Below are 23,457 nucleotides of genomic sequence, written 5' to 3'. Positions count from 1 at the left end.
AAGTTCATAAGGCACGTATCCCCTTCCGTCACTTCTCGCGCATAGAGTGCTCACACAGTCGCCTTTTCTGAACATGTTCAAGAAGGCGTGAGCGGGGTGACGGGGGAGGAAACGCGCATGCGCAGGGGGGCCAAGGCCGGGCTGGTCGGCGGGGTGCTGGCGGTGATGGTGAGCGGTGCCGGGTACGGCGTGTTCACCATCGTGAGCGCGTTGAGCGGGGACGGAGGCGGGACCGGCGGTCTCGGTACGACGGCGGCGGAGTCCGGGACGCCGGGCGGGGACGAGGTCCGGGAGACGACCGGGAAGTTCTTCACCGCCTGGGAGAAGGGCGACGCGGTGACCGCCGCGTCGTACACGAACAACGACACCGCCGCCGAGCCACTGCTCACCGCCTTCGCCGAGGACGCGCACATCACGGGCGTACGGATCACGCCGGGCAGGGCGAGCGGCACGACCGTGCCGTTCACCGTGAAGGCCGAGGTGTCGTACGACGGCACATCGAAGCCGCTCACGTACGCGAGCACGCTGACCGTGGTGCGCGGGGTCAGCACCGGGCGGGCGCTGGTGGACTGGGAGCCCTCGGTCGTGCACCCCGAGCTGACGGCGGGCGACACGCTCGTGACGGGAGAGTCGGCCGATCCGCCGATCAAGGCCGTCGACCGCAACGGTGCCGTGCTGACGAAGGAGGCGTACCCGTCGCTCGGGCCGATCCTGGACCAGCTGCGTGCGCGGTACGGCGACACGGCGGGCGGCGAACCCGGCGTCGAACTGGCGGTCCGGCACGCCGCCGAGGACGCCCCGGACACCCCGCTGCTGACGCTCGCCAAGGGTGAGCCGGGCAAGCTGCGGACGACGATCAGCGCGGGCGTGCAGGCGGCGGCGGAAAAGGCGGTGCGCCAACACGACGAGTCGTCCGTGGTGGCGGTCAAACCGAGTACGGGTGAGGTGCTGGCCGTGGCGAACCATCGCGCGGACGGCTTCAACGCGGCGTTCCAGGGTCAGGTCGCACCCGGCTCCACCATGAAGATCATCACTGCCGCGATGCTCATCGACAACGGCGTGACCTCGATGAACGGCCCGGCGCCCTGCCCGGACACGGCGACCTGGCAGAGCCAGACCTTCAAGAACCTCACGAACCTGCGGGCCAACGAGAACGCGACCCTCGCGAACAGCTTCCTCAGGTCCTGCAACACCGCCTTCGTCAAGCTGGTGGACGAGGAACCGCTCACCGACGCGTCGTTGACGGCCGAGGCGGAGGAGCGGTTCGGGCTGGGCCGCGACGACTGGAAGACCGGCGTCGCGTCCTTCGACGGGCGGGTCCCGGCGTCCGGCGGGCCCGACCGCGCGGCGGCCGCCATCGGCCAGGGCCAGGTCCAGATGAGCCCCCTGAACATGGCGTCCGTGACGGCGACCGCGATCACCGGCACGTTCCGCCAGCCCTTCCTGGCCCCGCCCGGCCTCGACGACCGCCGCCTGGCCACCGCGAAGGGCCTGCCGGCGGGCACGGCGGCCCAGCTGAAGCAGATGATGCGACTCACCGCGACGCAGGGCACGGCCGCCCACGTCATGTCGGGCCTCGGCGGTGACATCGGCGCCAAGACCGGCTCGGCGGAGGTCGACGGGCAGGCCGCGCCCAACAGCTGGTTCACCGGCTTCCGCGACGACGTCGCGGCGGCGGCCATGGCGGAACGGGGCGGCCACGGCGGCGACACGGCGGGCCCGATCGTCCGCGCGGTGCTGGCGGCGGGCGGCTGACGACGGGGATGCCCGGGTGCCGCGGGGCGCCCGTGACACCCAGGCATCCCCGGACACCGCGCGCCCGCCTCGTGGACGGGGACGAGTGGGGGGTCGACTGCACGCCGGGCCCTGTCGGCACACTCCCGTCGTCCCCGAAGGGCGGCCTCGCGGCGTCGGGCACGTGCTCTCGGCGGGCCCCGGGCCGTGCCCCCTTTCCCGTACGGGGCGTACGCGGGCCGGGGCCCGGTGCGGCGAGGGGGGACCTCCCCGTCCCGGGGCTGCGGGGGAGCGTGCGGGGCGGACGGGTGTGTCACGGGCAGGGCCTAGGGTGGTCGCTGCCCGTCGTGCGGGAGAGGCCGGCGGGCAGGGGCACCGAGCGGGCAACCAGGGGTCGTACGAAGGACGGGCAGGCAGTGGGGAACAGAAGACGCGTCGCCGAGCGGCGGTCCACGCGGTACAGGCAGTACATGAGGCAGCCGGCCGTGCTCGGCGGTGCCATCGCGGTGGTGGTCGTCGGCGCGGGCGCCGGCGGCTACGCGGTCTGGGCCAAGCACAACGAGCAGCAGACCGTGGCCGTGTTCAGGCCGGGGCCGGTGTCGCACGAGGAGGTCACCACCGTCGCGCGGCGCTTCCTCACCGCCTGGCAGGGCGGCAGGGTGGCGGAGGCAGCGGCGGTCACCGACGACCCGGAGGCGGCCGGCGCGATGCTGACCGGGTTCACGAAGGACGCCCACGTCAAGAACGCCGCGTTCACCACGGGCCGGGCCGCGGACGACACGATGCCGTTCAAGGTGAGAGGCACGGTGTCGTACCAGGACATCAGCAAGCCCCTCGGGTACGACAGCACGCTCACCGTCGTCCGCGCGAAGAACGGCAAGCCGGTCGTGGACTGGCACGCCTCCGTCGTCCACCCCGACCTGAAGGACGGCGACCGGCTGGCCACGGGCGAGGCCGGAACCCCGCCGGTCAAGGCTCTCGACCGGAACGGCGACGAGCTGACCGCCAAGAAGTACCCCTCGCTCGGCACGATCCTGGACGGCCTGCGGGAGAAGTACGGCAAGACCGCGGGCGGCAGCGCCGGCATCGAGCTGCGGGTGCTGCGCGGCAAGGCGTCCAAGGCAGCCGAGCTGGCCGACAAGACGCTGCTGGAGCTGAGCAAGGGCACACCCGGCACGGTGAAGACCACGCTCAGCCCGGACCTGCAGGCCGCGGCGGAGAGGGAGGTCGGCGAGCGCAAGCGCGCCTCGGTGGTCGTGGTGCGGCCGTCGACGGGCGAGATCCTGGCGGCGGCGAACTCCTCGCACGGCTTCAACGTCGCCTTCCAGGGCTCCCTGGCCCCCGGCTCCACGATGAAGGTCATCACGTCGTCGCTGCTGATCGACAAGGGCCTGGCGGCGGCGGACAAGAAGCACCCGTGCCCGAAGTACTTCACGTACGGCGGCTGGAAGTTCCAGAACGACGACAAGTTCGAGATCAAGGACGGCACGTTCACGGCGAGCTTCGCGCGCTCCTGCAACACCGCCTTCATCAGCCAGGCCCCCGAGCTGGAGAACGGCGACCTGACGAAGCAGGCCCAGGAGGTCTTCGGCCTGGGCCGCAACGACTGGGCGATCGGTGTGCCGTCGTTCGACGGGGCCGTGCCGGTGCAGTCGCAGGCGCAGATGGCCGCGTCCCTGATCGGCCAGGGCGGCGTCCGGATGAACCCGCTGAACATGGCGTCGGTGTCGGCGACCGTCCAGTCCGGCAGCTTCCGGCAGCCCTACCTGGTCTCTCCGGACGTCGACCACCGCACGCTCGCCACGGCCTCGCGCAAGCTGTCCGGGGACACGCTGCGCCAGTTGCGCGCGCTGATGGCGTATACGGCGTCGTACGGAACGGCCGCCGAGGCGATGGCGGGGATCAGCGGCGGTGGCGCCAAGACGGGCTCGGCGGAGGTCGACGGCCAGGAGAAGCCGAACGGCTGGTTCACCGCGTACCGGGGGGATCTCGCGGCGGCGGGCGTCGTCGAGCAGGGCGGGCACGGCGGCTCGACGGCGGGCCCGATCGTGGCGGCGCTGCTGAAGGCCGGCGGCTGAGCCGCCGGCCGCCAACCGCTCAGCCGGGCACGGGGTGCGCGGGTGGGGACGCGGGCGTCGGCGCGGTTTCGGCGACCGCGGGTTCGGCGACCGCGGGTTCGGCGACCGCGGGTTCGGCGACCGCGCCTTCGGTGGCCGCGTCCGCCAGGTGGGTGCGCCGCAGGAACCGCGTCAGCGTCTTCGTCTCGAACTGCACGACCGAGCACCCCTGCCCGGCGTGGAACTCGACCACGGTCTGCACGCGCCCGCAGGGCCACACCCGTATCGCTCCGCTCCGCGCGGGGGCGCGCAGGCCCCTTTCGAGGAGGGCCCGGGTGAAGGTCCACTCCCGGGTGCCCGGTCCCGGCGGCAGCGCCACCTGTACGGCGCGGGCGGCGGTCTCGGGGTCGTAGCGCAACGCCACCCGGACGGCGCCGCGTTCCTCACGGTCGTCGACGTTGGTGACGATGCGGGCTCGTGCGTACTGTTCGACTACCGGCATCGGACGGCCCTCTCACGCTGTGCCACCGCTGTGGATCTCCCTGAACTCCCGGATGGTTCCCGGGCGTCCCGGAGGGCGCTCCACCCTCCGCCCCTATCCAATGTCCCATATTTCCCAGAACATGCCCTCCTGTGCGGGGTCGATCCCCCACCCTCGGGCGGGACACCGCTCGACGCCGGCTTGATTGATGACTTCTCGCTCTTGCAAGAGGTTCGCAACAAGCCACTATCATCGAACGGTGCACGTACCTGACGGATTCATCAACGCGCCCACGTCCGCCGTGACCGGTGTCCTCGCCGCCGGCGCCGTCGCCGTGAGCCTGCGCGGCGCGCGCCGGGAACTGGACGAGCGCACCGCCCCGCTCGCGGGCCTGGTGGCGGCGTTCATCTTCGCGGTGCAGATGCTCAACTTCCCCGTCGCCGGGGGGACCAGCGGCCATCTGCTCGGCGGCGCGCTCGCGGCGATCCTCGTCGGCCCGTACACGGGCGTGCTGTGCGTGTCCGTGGTGCTGCTGATGCAGGGCATCCTGTTCGCGGACGGCGGTCTGACGGCCCTCGGCGTGAACATCACGGACATGGCGATCGTGACGACGGTCGTCGCGTACGCCCTGTTCAAGACACTGGTGAAGGTGCTCCCGCGCTCGCGCCGGTCGATCACCACCGCCTCCTTCGCCGCCGCCCTCGTCTCCGTGCCGGCGTCCGCGCTGGTCTTCACGCTGATCTACGCGATCGGCGGCACCACCGACGTGTCGATCGGCAAGGTCGCCACCGCGATGATCGGCGTGCACGTCCTCATCGGCCTGGGCGAGGCCGCGATCACCGCGCTGACCGTGGGCGCCGTCGTCGCCGTACGCCCGGACCTCGTGCACGGGGCGCGCGGGCTGGAGCAGAGGCTCAAGCTGCGGGTGAACGGCGAGCTGGTGGACGCGCCGGACACGGCCGGCGCCGGGCCGGCGGTGCCCGTGGCGGCCCGCGCCTCGCGCCGCACCTTCTGGATCACCGGCCTGGTGACCTCCCTGGTCCTCGCCGGATTCGTCAGCTTCTACGCCTCCGCCGACCCGGACGGCCTGGAGAAGGTCGCCGCCGACCAGGGCTTCGACAGGGGCGCCGAGGAGCACGCCGCCGCGGACTCGCCGCTCGCCGACTACGGCGTCAGGGACATCGAGGACGCCCGGCTGTCCGGCGGCCTCGCGGGCGTGATCGGCGTCGGCGTGACGGTCGTCGCCGGCACCGGCGTGTTCTGGACGGTCCGCAGGCGCCGTACGGCCGACCGCACGGGAGCCGTTTCCGCCGCCGCGAACACCGACGTCTGAGGCCGCTGCCATGGGCGCCGGACACGCGCACAAGCTCTATCGGCACGGGCACTCACCGGTGCACGCGCTGCCGCCGCACACCAAGCTCGCCGCCGTGTTCGCCTTCGTGGTGGTCGTGGTGTCGACGCCGCGCGAGGCGATGTGGGCGTTCGGTCTGTACGCCGCGCTCCTCGCGGGTGTCGCGTACGCGGCGCGCGTCCCCGCCGGCTTCCTGCTCAAGCGGCTGCTGATCGAGGTGCCGTTCGTGGCGTTCGCGGTGCTGATGCCGTTCGTGGCGGAGGGCGAGCGGGTCGGGGTACTGGGCGTGTCGCTGAGCGTCGGCGGACTGTGGGGTGCCTGGAACGTGCTGGCCAAGGGCACTTTGGGCATCGCCGCCTCCGTCCTGCTCGCCTCCACGACGGAACTGCGGGAACTGCTGCTCGGCCTCCAGCGCCTGAAGCTGCCGCCGCTGCTCGTCCAGATCGCGTCCTTCATGATCCGCTACGGCGATGTCATCACGGACGAGATGCGGCGCATGCGGATCGCGCGGGAGTCACGGGGGTTCGAGGCGAGCGGCGTCAGGCACTGGGGTGTCCTGGCGAAGTCGGCGGGCGCGCTGTTCATCCGCTCCTACGAACGCGGCGAGCGCGTGCATCTCGCCATGATCAGCCGCGGCTACGCCGGTTCGATGCCGGTGATCGACGAGGTGACCGCGTCCCGGGCGCAGTGGTCGTACGCCCTCACCCTGCCCGGTGCCGCCCTCGTCGTCTGCCTGTTGGGATGGGCCCTGTGACTGCTTCCCTGGAGGTCTCGGGCCTCGCGTTCGCCTACCCGGACGGGCACCAGGCGCTGTTCGGTGTGGACTTCACCGTCGGCCGCGGCGAACGGGTCGCGCTGCTCGGCCCCAACGGCGCCGGCAAGACCACCCTCGTACTGCACCTCAACGGCATCCTGTCCGGCGGGGCGGGCGCGGTGCGGGTGGCCGGGCTGCCCGTCGGCAAGCAGCACATGGCGGAGGTCCGCCGCCGGGTCGGCATCGTCTTCCAGGACCCCGACGACCAGTTGTTCATGCCGACCGTGCGGGAGGACGTGGCGTTCGGTCCGGCGGCGGCCGGGCTGAAGGGCCCGGAGCTGGAAGCCCGGGTGGACCGGTCCCTGGAGCGGGTCGGGATGCTCGACTTCAAGAACCGGCCCCCGCACCACCTGTCCTTCGGGCAGCGGCGCCGGGTGGCCGTGGCGACCGTGCTCGCGATGGAACCGGAGATCCTCGTCCTCGACGAGCCGTCGTCCAACCTCGACCCGGCCTCCCGCCGCGAACTCGCCGACATCCTGCGCTCGCTGGACGTGACGGTGCTGATGGTCACGCACGACCTGCCGTACGCGCTGGAGCTGTGCCCGCGTTCCCTGATCCTCAGTGACGGCGTGATCGCGGCGGACGGCCGGACGGCCGCGCTGCTCGCCGACGACGAGCTGATGCGCGCGCACCGGCTGGAGCTGCCGTTCGGGTTCGATCCCCGGTCTGTGACCATGGGTGCGTGAACGGGACCGTAAGAACGGTCGCGTACCGGGGGCAAGACCCAGGAATCGCAGGCGGGCGGGCGGTGTTGCACGCACTGTCGCAGGCGGTGGGTCGTGGGGCCCGGGCCGTGAGCCGCGGGAAGGGGCGTGGGACGTGAGTGTGGACGTGGGCGTGAGGGTGGACGTGCGCGGCACGGTGGCGGAGGGCTTCGAGCCGGTCCGGGAGGCGTTCGCGCGGAACTTCGCGGTGCTCGGGGAGCGGGGCGCGGCCGTCGCCGTGTACCGCGACGGGCGGCGGGTGGTGGACCTGTGGGGCGGCGCCAAGGACGTGGCCGGGGGCTTCCCCGAGGACGGTGACCGCGGCGGGGCGTGGCAGCGGGGCACCGCGCAGGTCGTGCGCTCCGCGACGAAGGGCGTCGCCGCGGCCGTACTCCTGCTGCTGCGTCAGCGCGGGGAGCTGGACCTGGACGCGCCGGTCGGCGAGTACTGGCCGGAGTTCAAGGCGCACGGCAAGGAGCGGGTCCTGGTCCGGCACGTGCTGAACCACCGGGCCGGGCTGCCCGTGCTCGACCGGCCGCTCACACCCGCCGAGGCGCTGGACCCGCTGCGCGGCCCCGAGGCGGTGGCCGCGCAGGCACCCGTGTGGGAGCCGGGCACCGGCCACGGCTACCACGCGCTGACGTACGGCTGGATGCTGGACGAGCTGGTACGGCGCGTCACCGGCCGCGGCACGGGCGAGTGGATCGCCGCCGAGATCGCCGCGCCGCTGGACCTGGACCTGTGGCTGGGGCTGCCCGCCGCGGAGGAGGCGGCGGGCCGCGCGGGACGGGTCGGCGACGTCGGGACGCCCGAGCCCGCCTCGCCCTCGTCCTCCGGGGTGCTCCGCGCCCGGCCCAAGCGCTCGGTCACCGAGGCCTACCAGGACCCGGACTCCCTCACGCGGCGCGCGTTCGCCGCGATCACGCCGTTCCCCGACCAGAACGACCCGGCGTACCGCGCGTCGGTCATGCCCGCGACGAACGGCATCGCCACGGCCGACGGGCTGGCCCGCTTCTACGCCGCGCTGATCGGCGACGTGCGCGTCGACGGCAGGGGCGGGCGCGGCGGGGTGCGGCTGTTCGACCCGGCCACGGTCGAGCTGGCACGCGCCGAGGAGTCGGCGGGTCCCGACCGGGTCCTGGTCGTGGGCACGCGCTTCGGCCTCGGCTACATGCTGCACGGAAGCGCCTCTCCCTTCCTCGGCCCCGGTTCCTTCGGCCACCCGGGCCGCGGCGGCACCCTCGGCTTCGCCGACCCGGAGACGGGCATCGCCTTCGGCTACGTCACCAACGGTTTCCGCAGGACGGTGACGGCGGACCCGCGGGCGCAGGCACTGGTCCGGGCGGTGCGGGGGTCGCTGGGCCGGTAGCCGGCACGGCCGTACGGGAGGAGGCGGTCCGGGAACCGGGCCGAACGCGCGGACGGCCGGGGGGACGGTCCGGGATGCCGCTACGATCGGAACAGTCGGACAAAAGCTACGTTTCGCTCAATGCTCATGAGTGATCACCACGGCCGGTCTCGGGCGGTCACCATCACCCCCACGGAGCGATCGATGTCCCGCAGGCGTCAACGTCAGGCGGACGACGGCGAAGCGTTGCTGGCCAGGCTCAGTTCGCTGACGGCCCAGGCACGCGAGCAGGCGGAACAGCAGCGCTCCCGGGTGGAGCTCGCCATCGCGCTCCAGCGCGGCATGCTCCCCAACGAGATGCCCACCGTGCCCGGCATCCACCTGGCGACGCGGTACTCCCCCGCCTTCTCCGGGCTGAACGTGGGCGGCGACTGGTACGACGCGTTCCGGCTGCCGGACGGCCGTATCGGGCTCTCGGTCGGGGACGTGCAGGGCCACACCATCGACGCGGCGGCGTTCATGGGACAGGTCCGGGTGGGCCTGCGGGCGCTGGCCTCCGTCACCGGCGACCCCGGGGACCTCCTCGGCCGCATCAACGACCTGCTGATAACGCTCGGCGGCGACCTCTTCGCCACCTGCACCTTCATGCGCCTCCACCCGACGACCGGGGTGCTGGAGAGCGCACGGGCCGGACACATCCCCTGCGTGTGGGCCACGGGCGACGGCGAGTCCGGCGTCTTCGAGGACGAGGGCGGCCCGCCGCTGGGCATCCTCGCGGACACGACGTACCCGGTCACCCGGTACCGGCTGACCACGGGCGGAGTCCTCGTCCTGGTGACGGACGGGGTGGTCGAGGGCCCGGCGCTGAGCATCGACGAAGGCCTCGGCCAGGTCGTACGCCTCGCCGGCACGGCTGCCGTGACCGGCCTGACGGCGGACTCGCTGGCCGCCGCCGTCATCAAGAACGCCGAACGCATCGGGCACGAGGACGACGCGGCCGTACTCGTCGTGGCGCACGACGGGTGAAAGGTTCAGCCGTAGGGCGGGACCCGGCCCCCTCCCGCCTCGCCGTCCCGGCGCCACCGGGGTCTGATGGCTGCTGTGGCGGGCATTCGAGCGTGGCCGCGGCCGGTCGTCCTCGCGCTGGAGACACTGGCCGTCGCGGCCGCGTACTACGCGAGCGGTCGACTCGGCCTGCTGCGGCAGCTGGAGGTCGAGGGCGGCGTCGTCACACCCGTCTGGCTGCCCGCCGGGCTGGCCGTCGCCTTCCTGCTGGTCCTCGGGCTGCGCGCCGTACCCGGCATCGTGCTCGGCGCCCTGTTCGTGATCATGTCGGTCACCTCGCTGCACGCGGGCGTCGTCCTCACCCTGTTCGCCAACGCCGCCGGGCCGGTCTGCGCGCTGTTGCTGCTGCGCCGCTTCGGCTTCCACACCGACCTCGGCCGGCTCCGCGACGCACTCGCCCTCGTCTTCCTCGGGGCACTGGCCGGCATGCTGATCACTGCGACCGTCGGCGTCGGCTACCTCCTCAACGCCGGCAAGATCGACGCGGACGGCTTCTGGCCGGTCTGGCTGGCCTGGTGGGTGGGCGACGCGGTGGGCGTCGTCATCGTCACGCCCCTGCTCCTGCTGCTCCGGCGGGTGCGGTGGCCTCCCGGCCTGCCGCGACGCTGGGTACAGGCGGTGGCGCTGCCGCTGATCACGGTCGTCCTGGTGTGGCTGGCCATGCACCGCTCCGAGAGCATGCTGTTCCTGGTGTTCCCGCTGCTGGCCTGGGGCGCCCTGACCTTCGAACACGCGGGCGGCATGCTGTGCGCGCTGTTCGCCTCCGTCATGGCGACGGTCGCGGCCACGGACCGCGTCGGCCCCTTCGCGAACCTGACGGACACCGAGGTGATGCTGAAGCTCCAGGCCTTCAACGGCTCCATGGCCCTCACCGCGCTGCTCCTGTCGACGGTCATCGCCGAGCAGCGCAACACCCGGCGCTCCGTGGAACTGGCCTGCCACGAACTGGTCGAAGTCCTCGAGCATCTGACGGGCACGGCGCCCGAGCGCGGCGCGCGGGACGGCCTGCCGGGGGACGGCGGGCCGTCGGTCTGAGGGGGCGGCGGGCGAGGGCCGGGTGCCCGCCCGAGCGGGCGGGCACCCCACGATCCCACCGGGTACGCGGTCGCCGAGGGCGAGGACCGGCGCGGGACCGGCTCACACGTGGATGGGGTGGGACGTCCGCCCGGACGCGGTGTCGATCTCGTCGTGCGCCTTGGTCAGCAACCGCATGGCCAGCTCGTTGAGGGCCCGGGCCCCGGCGATCTCCTCCCCGACCCGTGGCTGATTGGAGTCGGAGCCATGCCGGCTGGCATGCCCGTGCGCCCGTACCTCACTGCCGTCGGGCAGCCGGACCATGGCCACGGCGCGGGTGCGCTGGTCGTCCTCCTGGAACTCCATCTCGACATGCCATCCCACAGCGGTGCGCATCATGACGTTCACCTCCGGATTGCCTAGTTCCAGGGTGCGCCCCGGGCGGGGCAAACGCACGGCTGGCGGTGGCCGGGGGCCGGCCCCGCACGGGTGCTCCGCCGGCCGCCCGCCCGGAGCACAGGGAGCTGCGTACGGGTGGGTCTACGGCCTACGGTCTACGGCAGGAGGGCCACCCCCGGCCGGCCCGTGCCGCGCGGCGCACCCGCCCGGCAGGCTCACGGCCGGCGGGAGGCCACCGGAGTGGGCCCGTGTCCTCCCGGCGCGCCCACGGCTCCCACCCGCGGCCTAACCGGTGTGCAGCATCAGCCCGATCCCCGCCACCACCAGCACCGCCGCCGCGACTCTCGGCGCCCCGAAGCGCTCCCCGAAGAAGATCGCCCCTATCGCCGCGCCCACCACGATCGACGTTTCGCGCAGCGCGGCAACCGGGGCCAGGTCGGCCCTGGTCTGTGCCCACAGCACCAGCGCGTACGCGGTGACGGACATCGCCGCGCCGAGCAGGCCCAGCCGTGCGTGGGGCCGCAGTACCGCACCGGTCCGGCCGCGCAGGCGCCACAGCGCGCAGGCCGGGAGGATCGCGCCCTGGATCGTCATGAGCCAGGCGATGTAGCCGAGGGAGGTGCCGGAGGCCCGTACTCCCAGGCCGTCCACGACCGTGTACGCGGCGATGGTCAGGCCCGTCGCGAGGGCCGCGCCGACCGCCGCCCAGTCCGGACGGCGACCACGCAGGCCCCACAGGGCGACGCCCGTCAGCCCCGCGCAGGACACCGCGACGCCGGCCGCAGCCCACGCGTCGGGCACCTCGTGCGCGAACACGGCCGCGAGCACCGTGACGACCAGCGGTGCGCTGCCCCGCGCGATCGGATAGGCCTGGCCGAAGTCGCCCAGCCGGAAGGACGTCATGAGCAGCGCGTAGTACGCCATGTGGATCGCGGCCGACGCGAAGAGGTACGGCCACGCCTCCGTCGCCGGGAAGCCCGCGAACGGTGTCAGTGCCAGCCCGATCAGCAGTCCGCCGCCGGAGATCAGCGCGAAACCGGTGAGCTTGTCGGTGATGTGGTGGGCGATGGCGTTCCAGCCGGCGTGCGTCACGGCCGCGAGGAGGACCGCCGCGGTGACCAGGGGTGTCACGCGGTGCGCTCGCGCACGTCCACCACGGTGCCGCCCGCGTGCACGATCAGGTCCCGGGGCGCCACGGGGAAGACCGCGCGCGGGTTTCCCGCCGCCGCCCGGATCTCCTCGTGCTCCGGCAGGCCCCGGCCGTCCGGCACACGTGTCCTCGTCAGGTGCCCCCGGTCGTTGACGTCGTCCAGCCCCGACGTGCGGAGGGCTCCGGTGAGGCGGGGATGATGCGCGGCCGGCTCCCCGCCGGTCCCGGACCTCGTGCCGGCCCTGTCACTCGTGGTCATGCCCCGCACCGTAGCCGGGGTCCGCAGGGCGGGCCAGCGAGTTGGGGACGGGGAAGAACCATGGGGCCGGCGGGGCGCCCGCCCGCCCCCACAACGCCCGAAGAAGTGCCGCCGCCGGGAGGCGGAGCGGGCCGGGTGTGCGGAGGGCCGAGTGTGCGGAGGAACGTGGCCGCGAGGGCGTTCTCCCGGCCGGTCGTGGGTTCTTCGGGTCGGGGTGATCAGCCCGACGCGTGAGCGGTGACGTCAGGTGGCACGGGGCGGCGCGGGGAGCGTCAGCGAGCGGGTGAGGGGACGTGGGCGCAGAGCGCGGGGAGGACCACGGCGTCGACGTACGAGGTGAGGAAGTCCTGCGTGGGCGGCCGGTCCTCGATCAGCGCCCGCGTGGCGAACGCGCCGGGCAGCATGTGCGCCACGTCGGTGAAGACGTGTGGGGCGCCCGGCCGGAGACGGCCGCCGGGAGCCGTCCGCCCCGGGCCCGCGGGAGGCCGCGTGCCCCACGAGTTGCTGCGCCCCCGCCCCCGGCAAAGCATGGGGAGAGTGAGTTATCTGCGCCTGCCGCACCTCCAGGACGACTGGTTGTGCTTCGTGGCCGAGGACGACCTCTGGCTCGCCCCGCTCGACGGGCCGGGCCGTGCCTGGCGGCTCACCGTGGACCGTACGAAGCTCGGCCACCCGCGCTTCTCCCCCGACGGCCGCGGCATCGCGTACACGAGCTGGCGCAGCCTGGTCCCCGAGGTGCACCTCGTGCCGGTGGACGGCGGACCCGGGCGGCAGCTCACCTACTGGGGCAGCGCGGACACCCGGGTGTGCGGCTGGACCCCGGACGGGGACATCCTCGCCGTCGCCTCGCACGGCGCGCCGTTCTCGCACTTCACCTCGGCCTACAAGCTGACCACCGCCGGCGACCCGGGCCGCAAGCTGCCGTGGGGTCCGGTCAGCGACCTCCAGGTCGCCGACCCGGCCGGGGAACGCAGGACGCTGCTGCTCACCGGCACCCCGCCGCACGAGCCTGCCTCCTGGAAGCGCTACCGGGGCGGCGCCACGGGCCGGCTGTGGCTGCACGGGCAGCGGCTGCTGGCCGGGCTCGAAGGGCACCTGGACGCGCCCATGTTCGTCGGCGGGCGCGTCGCGTTCCTCTCCGACCACGAGGGGATCGGCAATCTGTACTCGTGCGCGTACGACGGCACTGACCTGCGGCGGCACACCGACCACGACGCCTTCTACGCCCGCAACGCCTCCAGCGACGGCACGCGCGTGGTGTACCAGTGCGCCGGTGAGCTGTGGATCGTCGACGATCTCGGGCCGGGCTCCGCACCCCGGCGGCTCGACGTGCGGCTGAGCGGGGCGCAGTCCGGGCGGCGCCCCTACCAGGTGCCGGCCGCGCAGCACGTGGGCGGTGTCTCCGTGGACGAGACGGGCCGCGCGAGCGCCGTCGTCGTACGCGGCAGCCTGTACTGGCTCACCCACCGGGACGGCCCGGCGCGCACCCTCACCGACACTCCGGGCGTGCGGGTGCGGCTGCCGGAGATGCTCGGCGCGAGCGGGCGGGTGGCGTACGTGACGGACGCGGAGGGCGAGGACGCCGTCGAGATCGCCCACCTGCCGCGGGCCTCCGGCGAACGGGAGCCGCGGCGGCCGGCGGCCGGGGGGCTGGGCCGGGTGCTGGAGATGGTCGCGGACCCGGAGGGCGAGCGGCTCGCGGTCGCCTCGCACGACGGGCGGCTGCTGCTGATCGACGCGACGGAGGACTCCGGCGGCGGGGTGACGGAGCTGATCCGGTCGGTCAACGGGCCGGTGCACGACCTCGCCTTCTCCCCCGACGGGTGCTGGCTGGCCTGGGCGCATCCCGGGATCGGCCGGTCGCTGCGGCAGATCAAACTGGCCCGGATCAAGGACCGGTTCGTGGTGGACGTGACCAACGGCCGGTTCGAGGACGAGAACCCGGTGTTCACCCGGGACGGCCGCTATCTGGCGTTCCTGTCCTGGCGCGGCTTCGACCCGGTGTACGACGTGCACACCGGGGACCTCTCCTTCCCGCTGGGATGCCGTCCCTACCTGGTGCCGCTGTCGTCGGCGACGCCGTCACCGTTCGCCCTCAGCCCGGAGGGCCGGCCGGCCGCGGGCGGACTCGACCCGGCCGAGGACGAGCCCGGCAACGGCGGGGCGGGTGCCGAGGGCAGCGCGGTCACCGTCGAGGTGGAGGGGCTGGAGAGCCGGGTCACGCCGTTCCCGGTGGCTGCCTCCAAGTACTCGGCGCTGCACCCGGTCGCGGGCGGTGGCCTGGTGTGGCTGCGCTGGCCGATCTCGGGCGCGCTGGGCGAGACGTTCGCCAACCCGGACGACACCAGCGGACGGCCGACCCTGGAGCACTTCAGCATCGTCAAGGCGAAGAAGTCCGAACTGGTCGAGGACCTCGACGCGTTCGCGGTCAGCGGGGACGGCAGCCGGCTGGTCGTGGTGGACGAGGGGGAGCTGCGGGCGGTGCCGTCCACCGAGCCGGGCGACAGCGACTCCACGGTGTGGATCGACACGCGCCGCATCCTGCACGTGGTGGACCCGGGCGCCGAGTGGCGGCAGTCCTACGCGGAGGCGGGCCGGCTGACCCGCGCCTACTTCTGGGACCCGGGCATGTGCGGCGTCGGCTGGGACGCGGTGCTGGAGCAGTACCGGCCGCTGGTCGACCGGGTCGCCTCCCCGGACGACTTCGCCGACCTGCTGCGCGAGGTGCTGGGCGAGCTGGGTACGTCGCACGCCTACGTGTCGGCGGCCCGCCGCAACGAGGGGCCGCCGCACTACCGGCGCCGGCAGGGCCTGCTGGGCGCCAACCTGGTGTGCCGGAACGGCGGGTGGACGGTGAAGCGGATCCTGCCGGGCGAGTCCTCCGACTCCAAGGCCCGCTCGCCGCTGGCCGGCGCCGGCATCCGCGAGGGCGCGGTCCTCACGCATGTCGACGGCCGCCCGGTGGACCCGGTGGCGGGCCCGTTCCCGCTGCTGGCCGGCGCGGGCGGGACGACCGTGGAGCTGACGTTCGACCCGGTCGGCGGCGAGGCCGGACGGGCCCGCCGCGTCGCCGTCGTCCCGCTCGCCGACGAACGGCCGCTGCGCTACCAGGACTGGGTGGCCAAACGCCGCGAGGTGGTGCGGGAGTTGAGCAGCGGCCGGTGCGGCTACCTGCACATCCCGGACATGGGCGGTTCCGGCTGGGCCCAGTTCAACCGCGACCTGCGCATGGAGGTCTCCCGGCCCGCGCTGATCGTCGACGTGCGGGGCAACGCGGGCGGCCACATCAGCGAACTGGTCATCGAGAAACTGACCCGCACGATCCTCGGCTGGGACCTCACGCGCGACGCGCAGCCGGTGTCGTACACCTCCAACGCGCCGCGCGGGCCGGTCGTGGCGCTCGCCGACGAGGCGACGTCGTCCGACGGCGACATGATCACGGCGGCGTTCAAGCTGCTGCGGCTGGGCCCGGTCGTCGGCCAGCGCACCTGGGGCGGAGTGGTCGGCATGACCGGCCGGCACCGCCTCGGGGACGGCACGGTCATCACGGTGCCGATGAACGCGGCCTGGTTCGACGCGTACGGGTGGTCGGTGGAGAACCGGGGCGTCGCCCCCGACCTGGAGGCCCTGCGCACTCCGCTGGACTGGGCGGAGGGCCGGTACGCCCAGCTGGACGACGCGGTACGGCTGGCGCTGGAGTTGCTGGTGACGACGCCGCCCGCGACCCCGCCGGACCACAGCGGTGTACCGGACCGGTCCCGGCCCGTGCTGCCGCCGCGGACGGCGGACTGACGGCGCACGGTGGCCACCCGCCCGCGCCGGAGGCGGGAACTGACGGTGCACGGTGGCCGCCCGCCCGCCCGCCCGCGCCGGAGGCGGGCGGGGGCACGACGAGAAGGGGTGCCCCCTCGGCCGCGGGGGCACCCCTTACGCGATACGCGACGTCAGGCACTCCGGGGAGGGCCGGCGTCCGAGCGCGAGGTCACCGTCGGTCAGGACTCGTAGTCCTGGTCGAAGCGCTCCTCGTTCTCCTGGTCCTGGCGCGAGCGCTCGGTGTCCTCGTCCTGGCGGCGGCCTCGGTTCTGGAGCTTGTCCTTGCCCTGCTCCATCCGCTCCTTGCCCTGCTCCATTCGCTGCTTGCCCTGCTGCTGCTGGAACTGCTCGGACTTTTCCTGGAACTGGTCCTTCATACCCATGCGGGTTCACTCCCGGTCAGGTAGGGAATCGGGCTCGACCAGATTCACACGCCCGGACATACTTCGCATGTCGAACCATCACGGGGCGTAATCCCGCCTGCTCAGCCCCACTTCCCGCAGTCCCGTCACCGCCCGCCGAACCCGTCCCGCCCGCCGCCCGGCGCCCGGCCCCGGCCACGTCCCGCCCGTCACGAGCCCGCCGTCGCCGGTCCCGCCCGCCGCTCAGTCGCGCCCGTCGGACGTCCGCGCGGCCGTCCGGCTCTGCTCGTCGGCCGCGCCGCCCGCCCCGACCAGGCCCGTGCGCATGCCCGCGAGGCGGTCCGCGAAGCGCCGCATCTCGCGCTGCCCCACGGTGCCGATGACGCCGGGCAGGTAGCCGCGGATGCCCTGCATGCCGCGCAGCCACCGCTGTCCGTACACGTGCGCGGCCCGCCGCTCGATGCCCTCCACGAAGCGGTCGACGGCCGGGCCCAGCGGGTACGTCTTGTTCGCCGGCCACGGCAGCCGCTGCCGCAGCTCCCGCATCACGTCGTCCTGGTCGGCGCCGCGCACCATGTCGGTGTCGGTCCACGACAGGTAGCCGACGCCGACCTTCACACCCCGGTACCCGACCTCGGCCCGCAGGCTGTGCGCGTACGCCTCGACACCGGACTTGGACGCGCAGTACGCCGTCATCATCGGCGCCGGGGTGACAGCGGCCAGCGACGCCACCTGGAGGAGGTAGCCGCGGCTTTCGATCAGCGCGGGCAGGAAGGCGCGGGCGGTGACCGCCGAGCCGATCAGGTTGACCTCGATGACCCGCCGCCAGGCCTGCGGGTCGGAGTCGACGAAGGGGCCGCCGGTCGCGACGCCCGCGTTGGCGACCACGATGTCCACCCGGCCGAAGCGCTCCTCGACCTCACCGGCCACCCGCGCCATGACCTCGGGGTCGGTGACGTCGGCGTGCCAGTGCCCGCTCTCGCTGTGCAGCCGCGCCGAGACCTTCTCCAGCTCGTCCGGTTCGAGGCCGACGAGGGCCACCTTCACGCCCCGCGCGGACAGCTTGCGGGCGAGCAGCTCGCCGACGCCACGCGCGGCCCCGGTGACGACCGCGACCTTGCCCTCCAGGCTCACCCTGCTCATGCGCCCTCCTTCACCTGACTGTTCGAACGGATGTACGTGTCGACGAGTTCCCGTATCTTCCCGCTGATCAGCTCGGGCGCCTCGACGGGCGTCATGTGGCCGATGCCGGGCAGCTCCGTCAGCCCCAGGCTCTCCGGCAGCGCGTCGGTCACGGCGCGCGCCGTGACGGGCGGGGTGAGCCGGTCGGCGGTGCCGACGACGACCGCGGCCGGCACCCGCAGTTCCCGCACCCCGTGGTCGAGGTCGAGCATCGCCAGCACCTTCGACCAGGTGTGCCGCACCCGGCGCGGGCAGGCGTGCACGATGCGGGCGCACGCCTCGACCATGTCCGGCTCCGAACCGGGGCCCATCGTCGCGTACTTGAGGATCCGTCGGGCGGCCGGGGTGACCGGGCCGAGCGGGGCGCGCGAGGCCAGGATCTTCCCGGTCAGCCAGGTGCGTATGCGCCCCGGACGCAGCGGCAGGACGGTGGAGGCGGCGACCAGTCCCGAACTGCCGGTGCTGCACAGCAGGACGGCCGCCGCGTGCTCCCGGAACGCGGCCCGCCCGGAGGCGGCCATGACGGTCATGCCGCCCATGGAGTGCCCCACCAGCACCGCCCGTTCGCCGGGCGCGAGGGTCGCGCCGAGGACGGCCTCGATGTCGTCGGCGAGCGCGTCGGTACTGCAGGCGGGGCTCGCGGCACTGCGGCCGTGGCCGCGCTGGTCGTAGGCGATGACGCGGTGGTCGGCGGACAGGGCGCGTATCTGGGCCGCCCAGAAGGCGGTCGAGCAGGTCCAGCCGTGCGAGAGGACGACGGCGGGCGCCGACTCGGGTCCGTGCACCTCGACGTGCAGCCGGGCGCCGTCGGCCGACACCGCGGTCAGCTCACGGGCGGGGACGGGCGGCGCGTACGGCCCGGACTCGACATGGGTCGGGCGGCTCACGCGCCCACCTCCAGCTGCGACTCGTTCACGGATGCGGCGGCGGGTGCCCGCAGCACCTCGTACTCGGCGAGATCCACCCGCCGGGTGGCCCGCCGGAACTCACTGGTCGTACCGGGCCAGATGGTGGTGTTGCGGCCGGCGGCGTCCAGGTACCAGCTGGTGCAGCCGCCGGTGTTCCACACGGTGCGCTTCATGCGCTCCTGCACGCGGTCGTTCCAGGCGTCGACGGCGGCGGGCCGGGCGTCGAGGGCGACGCGCCCGCCCAGGACAGTCAGTTGCCGCAGGTAGTCGGCCATGTAGTTCAGCTGGGACTCGATCATGAGGATCATGGAGGAGTTCCCCAGGCCGGTGTTCGGCCCGATGATCGTCATCCAGTTGGGGAACCCGGCGGCGGCGGCGCCCCGCAGCGCGGCCATCCCGCCCTTCCAGGCCTCGGCGAGGGTGTGCCCCCCGGCGCCGACGACCCGCTCGGCGATCGGCATGTCGGTGACATGGAAGCCGGTGCCGAAGATGATGGCGTCCACCTCGGCCTCGGTCCCGTCGGCGGCGACGAGCGTGGACCCGCGCACCTCGCTCAGTCCGCCGGCGACCACGTCGACGTTGGGCCGGGCGAGCGCCGGATAGTAGGTGCTGGACAGCAGGATCCGCTTGCACCCGATCCTGTAGTCGGGGGTCAGCCTGGCGCGCAGCGCCGGGTCCTTGACCGCCCGGTACATGTTGCGCCTGGCCAGTCGCTCGACGAAGCCGAGCTGGTCGGGATGCTTGGTGAACGCCTGGACCTGCAGCTCGCGGATGCCCCACAGCAGTCCGCGCCGCACCTTCGTGGTGAGGGGCAACGCCCGGTGCACCGACCGCTCCAGGCCGCTGACGGCCCGGTCCATGCGGGGCATCACCCAGGCGGGCGTGCGCTGGAAGAGGGTGAGCCGGCCGACCTCGGGCTGGATGGACGGCACGATCTGGATGGCGGACGCGCCGGTGCCGATCACGGCGACGCGCTTGCCGGTCAGGTCGTAGTCGTGGTCCCAGCGGGCGGAGTGGAAGACCTTGCCGGGGAAGGAGTCGAGCCCCTTGACGTCGGGGATCTTCGGATCGGACAGCGGCCCGGTGGCGGACACCACGACGTCGGCGGACAGCGACCCGCTCGCGGTCTCGATGTCCCACCGCAGCCGCTCGCGGTCCCACCGCATGACCGTGACCTCGGAGTTGAGGCGGATGTGCGGCCGGAGCCCGAAGGTGTCGGTGACGTGCTCCAGGTAGGCCCGGATGTGTTCCTGCCCGGAGAAGGTGCGCGGCCACTCGGGATTCGGGGCGAACGAGAACGAGTACAGATGGGACGGCACGTCACATGCGCACCCCGGGTAACTGTTGTCCCGCCACGTACCGCCCACGCTGTCGGCCCGCTCAAGGACGACGAAGTCGGTGATTCCCTCCCTCCGCAGCCGCACGGCGGCCCCCAGCCCACCGAACCCGGACCCGATCACCGCCACCCTGACATGCTCGTGCTCGGCCATCCCGACGCCTCCACGCATCACGACTCCGCCAGTGAACACTGGCGCAATGGGGAGAGTAGAGGAGGAACGTACCGACCGGTAGGGGCGGGGAAAGGAAAGTTACCGCCGGTACGCCCTAGGCTTCCCACGTGGCAGAAGACGGCGAGCGGCACGGACGGCGCGAATACCGCATGGAGGAACTGGCCGAGCTGGCCGGCATCACGGTGCGCACCCTGCGCTTCTACCGCGAGCGCAAACTGATCCCGCCACCCCGCCGCGAGGGCCGCATCGCCTGGTACGACGACCACCACCTGGCCCGCCTGCGCACCATCGCCGCCCTCCTGGAACGCGGCCACACCCTCAACGGCATCGCCGAACTCGCCGACGCCTTCGACCACGGCCGCGACGTCGGCGACCTCCTCGGCCTCGGCGAACCCACCGAGGAGGAACCGGTCCGCCTCACCCCCGAGGAACTCGCCGCCCACTTCGAGGGCGAGGTCACCCCGGAGAACCTGGCCGCCGCGATGGACCTCGGCTACCTCGGCACCGACGGCGAGCAGTTCGTCCACATCAGCCGCCGCCTGCTGGAGGTCTCCTCGGCCCTGGTCCGCGAGGGCGTCCCGCTCGCGGAGGTCCTCACGGCGGGCCGCCGAGTCCGCGACCACGCCGACGCTCTCGCCGAACTCTTCGCCGACCTGATCCTCCGCCACGCCCCGGAGGAAGACCTCCCCCGCCTGCGCCCCCTGGCCCGCAGCGTCGTGGAGGCGGAACTCTCACTGGCACTGGACCGACGGCTGCGGAAACGGGGCTGAACGGGCCGGCGTCGACCGGCGGCAGCGGAGGCAGGGCGGAACGGCGAGGCCCCTACCGCTCGTACACCACCGTCACCGGCGCATGGTCCGACCACCGCTCGGCATGTGCGGCGGCCCGCTCCACGTACCCCTTGACGGCGCGGCCGGCGAGCCCGGGCGTCGAAACGTGGTAGTCGATGCGCCATCCGCTGTCGTTGTCGAAGGCCCTCCCCCGATACGACCACCACGAGTACGGCCCCTCGACGTCCGGATGCAGACCGCGGACGACATCGACGTACCCCCCGTCGGCCGGGTCGAAGACCCGGTCCAGCCAGGCCCGCTCCTCCGGCAGGAACCCGGAGTTCCTGGTGTTGCCGCGCCAGTTCTTCAGGTCGGCCGGCCGGTGGGCGATGTTCCAGTCGCCGCAGACGAGGACCTCGCGCCCGTCGGCGGCGGCGCGCTCGCGCAGATCCTTTAGGTAAGCCAGGAACTCGCCCATGAAGCGGACCTTCTCGTCCTGCCGCCCGGTGCCGACCTCACCGGAGGGCAGGTAGAGGGAGGCGACGGTCACACCCGGCAGGTCGGCCTCCACATACCGTCCGCTCCCGTCGAACTCCGCCGACCCGAAGCCGATCCGGACCCGGTCGGGTTCGCGGCGGGTGTAGAGGGAGACGCCGGCGCGGCCCTTGGCGGCGGCGGGGGCGTGCACGACGTGCCAGCCGCCGGGCGACCGGACGGGCTCGGGCAGCTGCTGCGGCTCGGCGCGCACCTCCTGGAGACAGAGCACGTCGGCGGAGGTGTCGGCGAGCCACGGGACGAAGCCCTTCTTCGCGGCGGCCCGCAGTCCGTTCACATTCACAGAGGTCACAGTCAGCACCCGGGCACGATACCGGCACACTGGACAGGATCCTGTCCTGGAACGACTTGAATGAATTGATATACGGTGCCCAGCATGAACATTCGCCGCGTCGCCTTCGATCACCCCGACGCCGTCAAGCTGAACGACGAGGTTCAGTCCGAGTACGCCGCCCGCTACGGCGACGAGGGCGACGCCACCCCGCTCGCCCCGTCCGACTTCGCCCCGCCGAACGGGCTCTACCTGATCGCGTACGACCCGCACGACTCCCCCGTCGCCACGGGCGGCTGGCGTGCCCAGGACGCGAGCGAGGAGGGCTACCTGGACGGTGACGCCGAACTGAAGCGGATGTTCGTGATCGAGGTGATGCGCGGGCGCGGCCTGGCCCGGCGCATCCTGGCCGCCCTGGAGGAGGACGCCCGCGCGACCGGCCGCACCCGCATGATCCTGGAGACCGGCACCAGACAGCCGGAGGCGATCGCCCTCTACACCTCCAGCGGGTACGAGCCGTGCGAGAAGTTCGGCTACTACCGCTTCCACGAGGACAGCCGCTGCTACGCGAAAACCCTCTGAGCTGCCGCCAGCTAGCTAGACCTCTTTCAGGAACTCCAGCAGAACGGCGTTGAACCGGCCGGGCTGCTCGGCCGACGGCAGGTGACCGGCGTCGTCGACCACGCGCAGCACGGAGTGCGGGACGAGCCGGCAGATGTCCTCCGCCTGAGCGACCGGCGTGTACGCGTCGTCGGCGCCCACGACGACCAGCGTCGGTACGCCGACGGCCGGCAGGCTGTCCCGGTAGTCGGGGCGTTCGGCCCGCCCGCGCACGGCGGCGGCGGCGCCGCGCGGGTCGGTGGCGCGCATCATGGCGAGGACCCTGGCGGCCACCTCCGGCAGGGCCGTGACGTTGTAGGCGGCGAGCATCTTGTCGATGACCTCGTCGGCGTAGCCGCCCATGCCCTCGGCGAGCAGCCGGTCGGCGAGGCGGTTGCGCGACTCCCGGCCCTCGGCGGTCTCGGCGGGGGCGGAGGTGTCGGACAGGACGAGCGCCCGGACCCGCTCCGGGTGGCAGCGGTGGAACTGCATGGCGATCTGCCCGCCCATGGAGACACCGCCCACGACGGCGCGTGCGACGCCCAGGTGGTCCAAAAGGGCGGCGAGGTCGTCGGCGAAGCCGGACAGGAAGACCTTGCCGGGGGTGACATCACTGTCTCCGTACCCGCGCAGATCGGGCAGCACCACCCGGTACCCGGCCGCCACCAGCGCCTCGGCCTGCGGCGCCCACAGGCTGCGGTCGAAGGGATGGCCGTGGACCAGGGCGACCGGGACGCCGTCGGAGGGGCCGAGGTCGTCGTAGTGCAGCGTGGCGCCGTTCACGGTCGTACTGCTCATCTCGGCTGTCCCTCGTGTCGTCGTCGGGCGTGACGGGTGGAGTACTGCGACCCCTGGGGAACAACAAAGATCCCGCCCGATCTTCCGATCGGACGGGATCTTCTCAACTGCCTCGGCAGTTGTTGCGGTGGACCTGAGGGGATTCGAACCCCTGGCCCCCTCGATGCGAACGAGGTGCGCTACCGGACTGCGCCACAGGCCCTTGCAACGAGTGGAACTTTAGCACTCCCGTCGGCCTGCTTGGAAATCCGTTCTCGGCGGGCCGGAAGGGAAGGGGCGCTGGTGGGGCCTCTGCGGCTTCACCGGGCCGC

General features: G+C 73.1%; 19 protein-coding genes, 1 tRNA gene and 3 pseudogenes. 11 read left to right on the top strand and 12 right to left on the bottom strand.

Translation table 11 applies throughout. The annotated features are described in order from the left end of the window. The first annotated feature begins 117 nt into the window (after positions 1–117). A complete protein-coding gene (locus ABZ354_RS07925; RefSeq protein WP_358654101.1) occupies positions 118–1,755 on the top strand; it encodes a penicillin-binding transpeptidase domain-containing protein in 1,638 nt (545 codons plus the stop codon). Between the two features lie 395 nt (positions 1,756–2,150). After that, positions 2,151–3,812 carry a penicillin-binding transpeptidase domain-containing protein gene (locus tag ABZ354_RS07920; protein ID WP_358654099.1) on the top strand — a complete coding sequence of 554 codons (1,662 nt, stop codon included), beginning with the start codon at positions 2,151–2,153 and terminating at the stop codon, positions 3,810–3,812. Between the two features lie 136 nt (positions 3,813–3,948). Here ABZ354_RS07920 and ABZ354_RS07915 read toward each other — a convergent pair. Continuing rightward, positions 3,949–4,293 (bottom strand): annotated as a pseudogene (locus tag ABZ354_RS07915) (SsgA family sporulation/cell division regulator); the annotation flags it as partial. A gap of 238 nt (positions 4,294–4,531) precedes the next feature. Here ABZ354_RS07915 and ABZ354_RS07910 point away from each other — a divergent pair. The 6 genes from ABZ354_RS07910 (at position 4,532) to ABZ354_RS07885 (ending at position 10,589) form a co-directional block, all read left to right on the top strand. Beyond that, positions 4,532–5,605, top strand: coding sequence for an energy-coupling factor ABC transporter permease (locus tag ABZ354_RS07910; protein ID WP_358654097.1), 1,074 nt, complete (start codon positions 4,532–4,534; stop codon positions 5,603–5,605). A 10-nt stretch (positions 5,606–5,615) separates the two neighbouring features. Next, positions 5,616–6,377 (top strand): cobalt ECF transporter T component CbiQ, encoded by a 762-nt coding sequence (gene cbiQ, locus ABZ354_RS07905; RefSeq protein WP_358654095.1) that lies wholly within the window; start codon positions 5,616–5,618, stop codon positions 6,375–6,377. Next, a complete protein-coding gene (locus ABZ354_RS07900; RefSeq protein ID WP_358654093.1) occupies positions 6,365–7,123 on the top strand; it encodes an ABC transporter ATP-binding protein in 759 nt (252 codons plus the stop codon). The genes cbiQ and ABZ354_RS07900 overlap by 13 nt, the downstream gene beginning before the upstream one ends. A gap of 157 nt (positions 7,124–7,280) precedes the next feature. After that, the gene (locus ABZ354_RS07895; protein ID WP_358654349.1) at positions 7,281–8,510 is read left to right on the top strand and encodes a serine hydrolase domain-containing protein; all 1,230 of its coding nucleotides are present in this window, start codon (positions 7,281–7,283) and stop codon (positions 8,508–8,510) included. Positions 8,511–8,693: 183 nt separating this feature from the next. Then, a complete protein-coding gene (locus ABZ354_RS07890) occupies positions 8,694–9,515 on the top strand; it encodes a PP2C family protein-serine/threonine phosphatase (protein ID WP_358654091.1) in 822 nt (273 codons plus the stop codon). Between the two features lie 66 nt (positions 9,516–9,581). Continuing rightward, positions 9,582–10,589, top strand: coding sequence for an MASE1 domain-containing protein (locus ABZ354_RS07885; RefSeq protein WP_358654089.1), 1,008 nt, complete (start codon positions 9,582–9,584; stop codon positions 10,587–10,589). A 102-nt stretch (positions 10,590–10,691) separates the two neighbouring features. Here the strand turns inward: ABZ354_RS07885 and ABZ354_RS07880 are convergent, their stop codons facing one another. The 4 genes and pseudogenes from ABZ354_RS07880 to ABZ354_RS07865 form a co-directional block, all read right to left on the bottom strand. Continuing rightward, entirely contained in the window at positions 10,692–10,967 is a 276-nt protein-coding gene (locus ABZ354_RS07880; RefSeq protein WP_358654087.1) for a DUF1876 domain-containing protein, read from the bottom strand. A gap of 285 nt (positions 10,968–11,252) precedes the next feature. After that, positions 11,253–12,098 (bottom strand): EamA family transporter, encoded by an 846-nt coding sequence (locus tag ABZ354_RS07875; protein ID WP_358654085.1) that lies wholly within the window; start codon positions 12,096–12,098, stop codon positions 11,253–11,255. Further along, a pseudogene (locus ABZ354_RS07870) lies at positions 12,095–12,259 on the bottom strand (YbaK/EbsC family protein); the annotation flags it as partial. The gene ABZ354_RS07875 and the pseudogene ABZ354_RS07870, both read right to left, overlap by 4 nt. 389 nt (positions 12,260–12,648) lie before the next feature. After that, a pseudogene (locus tag ABZ354_RS07865) lies at positions 12,649–12,789 on the bottom strand (TetR family transcriptional regulator); the annotation flags it as partial. A 124-nt stretch (positions 12,790–12,913) separates the two neighbouring features. On the opposite strand from ABZ354_RS07865, the gene ABZ354_RS07860 reads away from it, so the two are divergent. Then, on the top strand, positions 12,914–16,168 hold the full coding sequence (locus ABZ354_RS07860) for a S41 family peptidase (RefSeq protein ID WP_358654083.1): 3,255 nt from the start codon (positions 12,914–12,916) through the stop codon (positions 16,166–16,168). 200 nt (positions 16,169–16,368) lie between these two features. Here ABZ354_RS07860 and ABZ354_RS07855 read toward each other — a convergent pair whose 3' ends face one another. From ABZ354_RS07855 to ABZ354_RS07840, 4 genes are all read right to left on the bottom strand, one after another. Next, on the bottom strand, positions 16,369–16,572 hold the full coding sequence (locus ABZ354_RS07855) for a hypothetical protein (RefSeq protein WP_358654081.1): 204 nt from the start codon (positions 16,570–16,572) through the stop codon (positions 16,369–16,371). A 222-nt stretch (positions 16,573–16,794) separates the two neighbouring features. Continuing rightward, positions 16,795–17,694: an SDR family oxidoreductase gene (locus ABZ354_RS07850; RefSeq protein WP_358654079.1), complete on the bottom strand. Its 900-nt coding sequence runs from the start codon at positions 17,692–17,694 to the stop codon at positions 16,795–16,797. Next, positions 17,691–18,620, bottom strand: coding sequence for an alpha/beta hydrolase (locus ABZ354_RS07845; RefSeq protein ID WP_358654077.1), 930 nt, complete (start codon positions 18,618–18,620; stop codon positions 17,691–17,693). The genes ABZ354_RS07850 and ABZ354_RS07845 overlap by 4 nt, the downstream gene beginning before the upstream one ends. Next, a complete protein-coding gene (locus tag ABZ354_RS07840; protein ID WP_358654075.1) occupies positions 18,617–20,131 on the bottom strand; it encodes an NAD(P)/FAD-dependent oxidoreductase in 1,515 nt (504 codons plus the stop codon). Before ABZ354_RS07840 ends, ABZ354_RS07845 begins: the two co-directional genes overlap by 4 nt. 170 nt (positions 20,132–20,301) lie before the next feature. Between ABZ354_RS07840 and ABZ354_RS07835 the strand changes: the two genes are divergently transcribed. Then, complete coding sequence (locus ABZ354_RS07835; protein ID WP_358654347.1) at positions 20,302–20,922, top strand: MerR family transcriptional regulator; 621 nt, start codon at positions 20,302–20,304, stop codon at positions 20,920–20,922. Positions 20,923–20,974: 52 nt separating this feature from the next. On the opposite strand, the gene ABZ354_RS07830 is transcribed toward ABZ354_RS07835, so the two are convergent. Further along, positions 20,975–21,778: an exodeoxyribonuclease III gene (locus tag ABZ354_RS07830; protein WP_358654073.1), complete on the bottom strand. Its 804-nt coding sequence runs from the start codon at positions 21,776–21,778 to the stop codon at positions 20,975–20,977. Positions 21,779–21,853: 75 nt separating this feature from the next. On the opposite strand from ABZ354_RS07830, the gene ABZ354_RS07825 reads away from it, so the two are divergent. Then, positions 21,854–22,330: a GNAT family N-acetyltransferase gene (locus ABZ354_RS07825; RefSeq protein ID WP_358654071.1), complete on the top strand. Its 477-nt coding sequence runs from the start codon at positions 21,854–21,856 to the stop codon at positions 22,328–22,330. Positions 22,331–22,345: 15 nt separating this feature from the next. Here the strand turns inward: ABZ354_RS07825 and ABZ354_RS07820 are convergent, their stop codons facing one another. Together ABZ354_RS07820 and ABZ354_RS07815 are read right to left on the bottom strand one after the other, a co-directional pair. Then, entirely contained in the window at positions 22,346–23,146 is an 801-nt protein-coding gene (locus ABZ354_RS07820) for an alpha/beta fold hydrolase (protein ID WP_358654069.1), read from the bottom strand. Between the two features lie 128 nt (positions 23,147–23,274). Then, positions 23,275–23,348: transfer RNA gene (locus ABZ354_RS07815), tRNA-Ala, on the bottom strand. Between the last annotated feature and the right edge of the window lie 109 nt (positions 23,349–23,457).

Origin of the sequence: Streptomyces sp. NPDC005925, from assembly GCF_040638805.1 — a bacterium.
Lineage (GTDB): Bacteria > Actinomycetota > Actinomycetes > Streptomycetales > Streptomycetaceae > Streptomyces.
This window is presented reverse-complemented; position numbering and strand designations above follow the sequence as displayed.